8 protein-coding genes are annotated in these 8,589 nt (G+C 71.3%); 5 read left to right on the top strand and 3 right to left on the bottom strand.

From position 1 onward, the window contains the following. Both KILIM_RS21050 and KILIM_RS25225 read right to left on the bottom strand, forming a co-directional pair. Positions 1-782 (bottom strand): gamma-glutamyl-gamma-aminobutyrate hydrolase family protein (locus KILIM_RS21050; RefSeq protein ID WP_006594783.1); only part of this gene is annotated, 782 nt, incomplete at its 3' end. Then, the gene (locus tag KILIM_RS25225; RefSeq protein ID WP_006594782.1) at positions 779-1,003 is read right to left on the bottom strand and encodes a DUF2249 domain-containing protein; all 225 of its coding nucleotides are present in this window, start codon (positions 1,001-1,003) and stop codon (positions 779-781) included. The genes KILIM_RS21050 and KILIM_RS25225, both read right to left, overlap by 4 nt. A 204-nt stretch (positions 1,004-1,207) precedes the next feature. Between KILIM_RS25225 and KILIM_RS21040 the strand changes: the two genes are divergently transcribed. The 4 genes from KILIM_RS21040 (at position 1,208) to KILIM_RS21025 (ending at position 4,970) form a co-directional block, all read left to right on the top strand. Continuing rightward, positions 1,208-1,978 carry a helix-turn-helix transcriptional regulator gene (locus tag KILIM_RS21040; RefSeq protein ID WP_006594781.1) on the top strand — a complete coding sequence of 257 codons (771 nt, stop codon included), beginning with the start codon at positions 1,208-1,210 and terminating at the stop codon, positions 1,976-1,978. A gap of 116 nt (positions 1,979-2,094) precedes the next feature. Continuing rightward, positions 2,095-2,694 carry a CBS domain-containing protein gene (locus KILIM_RS21035; RefSeq protein ID WP_006594780.1) on the top strand — a complete coding sequence of 200 codons (600 nt, stop codon included), beginning with the start codon at positions 2,095-2,097 and terminating at the stop codon, positions 2,692-2,694. Positions 2,695-2,703: 9 nt separating this feature from the next. After that, the gene (locus KILIM_RS21030; RefSeq protein WP_006594779.1) at positions 2,704-3,996 is read left to right on the top strand and encodes a sensor histidine kinase; all 1,293 of its coding nucleotides are present in this window, start codon (positions 2,704-2,706) and stop codon (positions 3,994-3,996) included. Positions 3,997-4,346: 350 nt separating this feature from the next. Further along, complete coding sequence (locus KILIM_RS21025) at positions 4,347-4,970, top strand: response regulator transcription factor (RefSeq protein WP_006594778.1); 624 nt, start codon at positions 4,347-4,349, stop codon at positions 4,968-4,970. Positions 4,971-5,011: 41 nt separating this feature from the next. Here the strand turns inward: KILIM_RS21025 and eccCa are convergent, their stop codons facing one another. Continuing rightward, positions 5,012-6,973: a type VII secretion protein EccCa gene (eccCa, locus tag KILIM_RS21020; RefSeq protein WP_006594777.1), complete on the bottom strand. Its 1,962-nt coding sequence runs from the start codon at positions 6,971-6,973 to the stop codon at positions 5,012-5,014. A 130-nt stretch (positions 6,974-7,103) separates the two neighbouring features. Here eccCa and KILIM_RS21015 point away from each other — a divergent pair, with 130 nt between their 5' ends. Beyond that, positions 7,104-8,465, top strand: a complete 1,362-nt coding sequence (locus KILIM_RS21015) for an EsaB/YukD family protein (RefSeq protein ID WP_006594776.1) — start codon at positions 7,104-7,106, stop codon at positions 8,463-8,465. Positions 8,466-8,589: the final 124 nt, after the last annotated feature.

The raw sequence follows: 8,589 nt of genomic DNA, 5'->3' as shown, positions 1-8,589 counted from the left end.
GCCGCCGGGGGTGCCCAGTCGCGCCGCTGCGCGCGCTCGGCCGCGGCGACGACGAGGGCGCGGAACAGCCGCGGATCGGTCCCCGCCTCGGGGTGCCACTGCACGCCGACGGCGAAGCGTGCGCGCGGGTCTTCCACGGCCTCGATCGTGCCGTCGGCGGCGCGGGCGGCGAGGTCGTAGCCGGGGTGCTCGGTCACCGCCTGGTGATGGTGACACTCGACGTCGAGACGCGGGCCGAGGAGGTCGGCCAGGCGCGTGCCCGGCACGAGGTCGACCTGTTCGCGCCCGAAGGCTCCCGGAGTCGGGCAGTGCCGCTCGTGACCTACTCGGTCGGGCAGATGCTGTTCGAGGGCGCCGCCGGCCTCGACGGCCATCACCTGCAGGCCCCGGCACACCCCGAGCAGCGGCAGCCGCATCCACCGGGCCGCGCGCACGAGCATCAGGTCGGCGTGGTCGCGCCCGGGGTGCGGGGGCCCGGTGGCTGCGTGCGCGGCCTGTCCGTACGTCGCGGGATCCAAGTCGGCGCCACCGGTCACGAGGAGGCCGTCGAGTCGGCTCAGCAGGTGCCGCGCCGCCTGCTCGGTGAGCTCGACGTTGGGTGCGAGCAGCACGGGCACGCCCCCGGCCGCCTCGATGGCGGCCACATAGTCCTGCGGCACGAAGACGCACCGCTGGCCCGGCCACAGCGGCCGGTCGACGGGCTCGTCGTAGCTGGTCAGGCCGATGAGGGGGCGGGAACCGTCGGCCGCCTCCCCCGCCGGCGGCGCTGCGGGCAGGCTCACGCCAGCCGGGTGAAGGTCGTGCGCCACTCGTCGTCGGCCGGCCGGTCGGCCTCGATGGCGTACTGCCCGGCGAACTGCCCCCCGATGAGGGAGAGCACGAGGTCCGGCGATTCGTCGGTGACGATCGTCGCGGCATTGCCCGGCGGCAACCCGATGAGCACCCCGAAGACCGCGGCCTGCCGGATCTGTGGGTCGATCGCGCGGGCGTCCAGCTCAGGCACTCGGCGGGGCCCCGAGCCGCAGCCACCGGCCCCGCATCCGCATCCGCCGCAGCTCGAATCTGCTTCTGCGCCCGCGTCGTTCACGTCGTCAGTCGGCTGCTCCGACCCCGGTCGCGCGGAGGTCTGCCAATTCACCGTTTCTCCGTCTCCTCTTTCTTGGTCCGAACAATGAGCACAAAGGGATCGCAAACTACACTGTTCGATATGCCGGATATCCCGGAGGTTGCCGGGGAGCTGGGTCCTCGACCGACTCCCCTGCACCACGATCCCACGACCCAGCTGTCGTCGCCGCGGGCCATGGTCCTGGACGCGCTCGGTGCGGCGCCCGGGTCGGCGACCGTGCATCAACTGGCGGCGACCCTCGGGCAGCACACGAACACGGTGCGCGAGCATCTCGACGCCCTCGTCGAGCTGGGTTTGGCGTCTCGGTTGCGCGGCACACCGGTGGGTCGCGGGCGCCCGGCGATCCGTTACGCGGCGATTCCCCCCGAGCGCTCCCGGCCGCAGCTGCGCGAGTACGCGACCCTTGCCTCCGTGCTCGCCGAGCAACTCGCCGCGAGCAGCCACGATCCCGCGGGCGAGGCTATCGCTGCCGGTCATTGCTGGGGCGAGGCGCTGGGCACCAGCGGCCCGGACGGTAGCGCCGCAGCCCGGGCGCGCACCCTGTCGATCCTGAACAACCTGGGCTTCGATCCGGTGCAGCGGCCCGACGGCTCGGTCGATCTGCGCTCCTGCCCTCTGTTGGCGGCCGCGCGGGCCAACCCGACTGTGGTGTGCGGGGTGCACCTGGGCCTGGTCCAGTCCCTCTACCGCGGGCACGAGGCGCCCGCCCAGGAGGTCGGCCTCGATCCGTTCGCCCGGGTGGGCGCCTGCGTCCTGCGCCTGCCACCACCCGAACGCTCCCCCGACCCGACGAGCGATAAGGACGAAGGTCCCGGCACCCCGGCTGAGCTTCCGCCCGCAGATTTCGGCTGACAGACTGGAGCGGACCTGCTCGTTCGCGCTCATCCCGCGTCCGGCGGGGCCGAATCGGCGCAGCGCGATGGACCCGGCCTGCGACCGAACCAGCGACTCAGCGAGGTGTTCGCCCGATGCTCGTCCGCGAGATCATGACCAGCCCGGCCTATAGCGTGCGTCCGGACTCCGAGATCGACGACGCCCTGCAGCTGATGGCGGAGCGCAAGGTCACGGCGCTGCCCGTCGTCGACGAGGGTGAGGTTCTGGTCGGCGTGCTCAGCGAGATCGACCTGCTGCGCCGCGCCGTGGAGCCGGACCGGCGGGCCCACGTGCTGCCTGTCCAAGAGAGCGCTCCCCTGCCGCGCACCGTCGGCGAGATCATGACGAGCGCGCCGCGCTCGACGACCGAGGGCAGCGATGTCGCCGACCTCATCACGCTTTTCACCACCAGCTCGTTCAAGAGCCTGCCCGTGGTGCGCGGCAACCAGTTGGTCGGTGTCATCAGCCGCAGCGACGTGATCCGCGCCCTGTGGCGTCGCGACGTGGACCTCAAGGACGACCTGCTCGCGGCCTTCCACGACTACGGCCAGGACGGCTGGCGCGTCCAGGTCAACAGCGGGGTCGTGGAGATCACCGGCACCGGCGACAGCCGGGAGCGGGACATCGCCGCGGCGATCGCGCACTCGGTCCTGGGCGTGCGGCGAGTGCACGTCACGCCGGCACCGGAGGGCTAGGCAGGCCACGTGACGCACACCAGGAGCGCCCCGCGGGCGTGGCAGACCCTGTTGCCGCGCCCGAGTACGACGCGGGTGGGCCTGGACCTGGTGTTCGTCTACGTCATCGTGGCCTTGCGCATCGTCAACATGGCCCAACTCGTACCGGCGGTGCTCGGTACCGTCGGGCGCTCACCGCAGCCTGCGCTCGATCTGATGGTCGCAACGGGCTTTCTCGCGTGGAGCGTCGTGCTCATCACGCTCGCGGTACGGGACGGTTCACTGCTGGCTCGGGGCTGGCTGGTGCGGGTCGACGTGGTCGTCGCCTGCGCGTGCCTGCTCGCAACGCTGGTGACGACGGCCCCCGAGCTGCGGGTCAGCACGTGGGACGCGTGGGGTGGCTCGGTCGCCGCTTCCACCGCGCTGTTTGCCGGGATCGCGATGCGGACCACCGGCGGGCGGGTGGGTGCGGCGGCGGCGTTGTGGTTGTGCGCGGTCATTCCGGCGACGCTGGTGCCGGGGCATCCGCAGGTGGTGTTGGCGGGGTGGACCAATTCGCTGATCTATCCGGCGTACACGGCGATCGGCTTCGTGGCCGCCGACTATCTGCGGCGGGTGGCCGATGCCGCCGACGAGGCCCGACGGGTCGCCACGGAGGCCGCCGGGCGAGCGGCTGCTGAGGCCGAGGCCGCCCGGCATCGGGCCCTGCTGCACGACCAGGCGACCATCCTGGACTTGGTGTCGCGCCGCATCGAGGATCCGTTGCTGGCAGAGGCGCTGCGCCGGCAGGCCGGGGTGGAGGCCCGCAAGTTGGCGGCGTTCATGACCCAGCCACCGCTGGCCTCCCCGGAGGTGGACGAGCGCGACCTAGCGGGCATCGTCCGCTCGATCACGGCCGAGTTCGCGGACCTGAGCCCGGTCGTCTCGGTCGATCTGGCGCAGGGCACGATGCTGCCGGAGCCCGTCGCGGCGACCCTCTCCTCCGCGTTGACGACGCTGCTGCACAACGTGCGTCGGCACGCGCACGCCGAGCACTGCGTGGTGCACGCCGACGCCGACGAGCACGGTTGGGAGTTGGTGGTCCGCGACGACGGCGTCGGCTTCGACCCGGCGACCTCCCTCTCCGGTTACGGCCTGCCGGAGTTGGTGTTGCGGGCCGGCGCGGCCCACGGCCTGGCGGTGACGATCGATTCGGCTCCTGGGCAGGGGACGGCGGTCACCGTGCGGAGCGGACCGCTATTAGAGCCGGAGCCCGAGAAGGGCAGCGCGCCTGGTCGTCGCCACGATGACCCCGGGATCACCCCGGATAGGCAGACGGGCTGACACGAGGCAGGATGACGCGCGTACACCGTGTGCCGGGGATGGCCTGCCAGACCCGCTCCGGCCCGCGCAGTATCGAGCACAACCGAGCATGCCGACCGGTCGACGTCTGACGCCCCAAGGGACCTGGGGCGCCTGCGTCATGCCGGTCATACGGCTTTTCACCCGCCGGAACAGGGACATCAGGGGACAACGTAGTGACAGCAGGGACGACCGGATCATCAGGAACCTCGGCATCGGGCGGGTCGCGGACACCGGGTGCTGGGCCGCCGCCGCGCACCGCCCGTCCGACGGGGGCGCCGGGCGACCGGCGAGGCGCCGGGCGTCCGCTGGGCGAGGTGACGGTCGCCTGCGTGGACGACGACACGTTGATCCGGGAGGGCTTGGCGCGGCTGCTGCCGGGGATGCGCGTGGTCGGGGCGTTCGCCACCGTGGAGGCGTTTCTGGCGCAGCGTCCGGCGGCGCAGGTGGTGCTGCTGGACTTGTGGCTGCGCGACCCTGGGGCGGCGGCGTTGATCGGCCAGGGCGCGGCGGGAGTCACGGCGGTGCAGCGAGCGGGCTACCGGGTGCTGATCTACACCAACGAGCGCCGCCGTGAGGTGCTGGCCGGCTGCCTGGCGGCGGGCGCTCAGGGGGTCATCCACAAGTCGGAGTCGCTGGAGACGCTGGTCGATGCGGCCCGTCGGGTGGCCGGCGGGCAGGTGGTCATCACGACGGCGCTGGCCGGGCTGGCGGAGGTCGTGGAGCGACGCGGCGGCCTGCCGCACCTGTCGCCGCGGCAGATCGACGTGCTGCGCGGCCGGGCCCGCGGTGAGACGTACAAGGCGATCGGCGCCCGCCTGGGCATCGCGCCGAAGACTGCGGAGGAGTACATGGGTGAGGTGAATCGGCGGTTCTCCGACTACCTGCGCACCCACTCGGCCACCGACCTCGAGCGGCACCTGGGCATCGGCAAGGATGACCTGCTCGGCGAGTGACGTCGGCGCAGATCAGCCACGGGCTTGGGTACTGCCGGTGGTCACCAGAGCGCCAGTCGGTACGACAGGAACGACTCCAGCCCCCGCAGCCGGCCGTCGTCCAGGCGCTGGGAAGCGAGGAGTTGGTGGACTCCGATGGATCGGCCGATGCGGCCGATGGTGGTGAACAGCCCGTTGAAATCGGGTCGCACGGTCAGCAGTTCGGCGAACTCGTCGACGATGAACAGCAGATGGGGCAGCGGCGGCATGCTCGGGTCGGCTCGCCGGGCGCTTTCGTAGGCGAGCACGTTGGGCAGGTTGCCGTGGTCGTGCAGGATCTGCTGACGGCGGGTGATCTCGCCGAGCATCGCGTCGTGCATCCGATCGACCAGGCCCAGGTCTGCTTCCAGGTTCGTGATCACCCCGGCGACGTGCGGCAGGTCGTCCAGGCCAGCGAAGGTCGCGCCTCCCTTGAAGTCGACGAGCACGAAGGCGAGTTGCTCGGGAGGGTGGGTCGCGGCCAGTCCGAGCACCAGGGTGCGCAGCAGCTCTGACTTGCCCGACCCGGTGGCTCCGACCAGCAACCCGTGCGGACCCATGCCGCCGTACGCCGACTCTTTGAGGTCCATCTCGAGGCGCTGACCGTCGGATCGGGTGCCGATGGCGACCCGCAGAAAGTCGCGTCTGGTGCGGTCCGCCCATCCCTTCTGCGGTGTCCAGGCGCGGATGTCGGGCAGGTCGAGCAGGTTCTCCAGCGGCGTCTCGTCGACGAGGGCGCGGTCTGCCCGAAGCTCCGCTGCGGCCAGGCGCGGAGCCAGTGCGCGGGCAATCGCGTCGGCAGTGGCCGACGGGCAGGGGTCTGGGTAACCCCACAGCGCAGTGTCGGCACGCAGCGACTCGACGCTCAGCCCCTCGTGATCGTGGGCGACCCGGATGCTCACCTCGGCGGGTTCGTCGTGGGCAGTTCGGACGATCCGGACGAGACACACTCCCAGCTCGCCGAACGGGTGCGAGAGGTCGGGCAGCGTCAGCGGCCCGCTCGGGCCCAGCTCCCATTCGTCGAGCACGACGAGGAGCACGTCGGTCGGCCGGGGAAGGGCGCCGTGGCGCCGGCGGTGTGCGGCAGCGGCGGCGCGGTCCCGCAGTTGGGCGGAGAGTCGCTCTGCGAGATCGGCCCATGAGGTACCCAGCCAGCAGCGCGGCGCCACGTCGTTGAGGGCCCGCGGATCGTGGCTGTGCGGTAGCCATCGAACGAAGGCGAAGTCGGTCTCGACGCTGGGGGAACAGACGGCGATCCGTAGGTCCTCCGGCGAATGCCAGACGGCGGCCTGACTGATCAGGCAGCGGGCCAGGTTCACCGCATCCTCGTGGGAGTCGGCCCGCAACACGATCGAGGCGCCTGGCTCGGCCTGCACGGTCAGGGGCGCCTCGGTCAGCCACCGATAGCCGGCCGCCAACGCCGCCGAAGAGCGCTGGCACACGGGGTCGATGCGTTGCAGCGGGGACGGCGGCGATGGCACCTGCAAACGGAGGGGGTGGTCGATGGTCCCCGTTCCTACCCGCAGCACCCCGAAGTCGCCATCGCCGGGTCGTCGCTCGTAAACCCGCCTGGAGAGGGCCAGTCCGATGAGCTCCTCGGGTTCGGGATGGGCGGCCCGGCTGTACTCGCGATGGTTGTCGCCGGCTTCTCGAACCTGGCGGCGGATCCGCTCGAGGTACTCCAGGTACCTCTCGCGGGCTTTGGTGAACGCTCGCCTGGCGCCGGTCCTCGACACGACGACGAGGGCGATCGCGCCGCAGATCATGGCCAGCACCAGCACCATGCCCGCCATGAGAAAGACGGGATTGCGGTTGGCGACCAGGAACATCATCATGCCCAGGCCGCCCAGCGCGGGGATGAGTGCGGGCAGCACGCTCATGGCGGCGCTCGGGTCCGGCGGGGTCGGGGCGGCGGCCAGCGTCGTGGTGGTCGGTTGGGGTGATCGGGGGCAGGCGCGGGGAGCGCGATTGACGACTTCTCGCACGGCACCCCCTGCTGCCCGTCACCTTGGTCTGCGGCGGTGTTCGCGGCCGACCCACACGAGCGTGGGTGACATAGTTTGCTGGCCGCCGAGCGTAGTGGACCCACAATGAGCCATCGGGAGCAGGACGATCATGGACCAGCCGACCGGCACCCACATCCCTGACGAGGTCGAGCGCACCTTCACCCGGCTTTCGGTGATCACGCCCGTTCGGCAACTGGATGTCGCGGTCCCCGACGATCTGCCCAGCGCCCAACTTGCGCGGGCGATCATCCGGGAGACCGGCCTGGCTGGTGACGGGTGGCTGGTGCTCGACCACCCCACAGCGGGGCTGCTGGCGCCTCAGGCGACGCCGGCCGACCTGCAACTGCGCGACGGCGACATCCTGACGCTTAGGCCGCTGTCGCCCGCGGAGCAGCATCGCCCGGTCGATGACTTGGCCGAGAGGATCGCCGAGGACACCGCACCCGCGTCCGGCTGGTCGGCGGAGACGACACGCTTCGTCTTCGCCGCGGGCCTCGCAGCCTGGTGCCTGCTTGCTGTGGCGCTGTCGAGTCAGATCCGGCCCGTGCAGAGCCAGGCGTATGTGGTGGGTACAGCGTTGTTGGTACTCATCGCCGGTCAGCTCTTGGCCAAGGCGGCGGGGCGGCCTCGCGAGCAGGGCCTGTTGGCGCTCGCGTTGATCCCGGCCGCCGCCTACAGCGGGTGGTTGGTGTCGGGCGTGTATCTGACAGCGACCATGGATCGCTTGGCCCTCGCGTCGGCGGGTGTGGCGGCTGCTGTGTCGCTGGCCGCGCTGGTCGATCCGCCGCGACGCAAGCTGGCCCGGTCTGCTCTGTTGGGGTTTGGGGCTGCCGCGCCCGCGCTGCTGCTGGCCCGAATGGGTCCGGGTTTCGGGTGGGACGGCGCGCAGGTCGCCGCCTGCGTGACTGTGGTAACCGCTGGTGGACTGGGGTTCGTGACGCATGTGGCAGCCTCCACGTCGGGATTGTTGCGCTTGCACACGGACGCGGCCGAGGGCGCGCCGGTGCAGGCCGGCGATGTCGAGTCCCGGCAGCGGAAGGCGACGAATGACATTGCGGCCCTGCTGACAGGCCTGTGCTTGGCCGGGGCGGTGGCCTGCGTCGCGCTACTCCTGGCGGGTAACCGGTGGGCGTTGGCGACCGGCATCGTGATGATCGTCGTGATGCTGAGCCGGGCTCGCGCCTTCATTCGGCGAGTCCACGTGGGGATTCCGCTCGTGGCACCCGTATTGGCGTTGGGTGCGGCGACCCTATCGGCGGCGGCCGCCGCCCCTCTCGGGACGTTGGCGCCGGTGGTGTTGCTGGGCGCCGTGCCGCTGACCGCCCTGGCGTTGATCACGGTCCGCGACATCCAGCAAGCGCGGGCAAAAGTCTGGCTCGACCGTCTGGAGGTGTTGGCTCTCATCGCCCTGGTGCCGCTGGTGCTGGCCGTCTTCGACGTCTACGCCCAGGTCTACCAGCGGTTCAGCTAACGGACCTGGCGGGGCCGCTCACCTCACAGATTCGCCACGGCTTGGCAGCCGACAGGCCCGCCATCCACATGCCGAGGCGGCCGCACCGGACCGTCAACGACATTCCACAACTGCGAGAAGAAGA

The sequence above is a fragment of the Kineosphaera limosa NBRC 100340 genome (genome assembly GCF_000298215.1).
GTDB classification, from domain to species: domain Bacteria; phylum Actinomycetota; class Actinomycetes; order Actinomycetales; family Dermatophilaceae; genus Kineosphaera; species Kineosphaera limosa.
The sequence above is the reverse complement of the archived record's forward strand: the minus strand, read 5'-3'. Positions and strand labels throughout refer to the sequence as shown.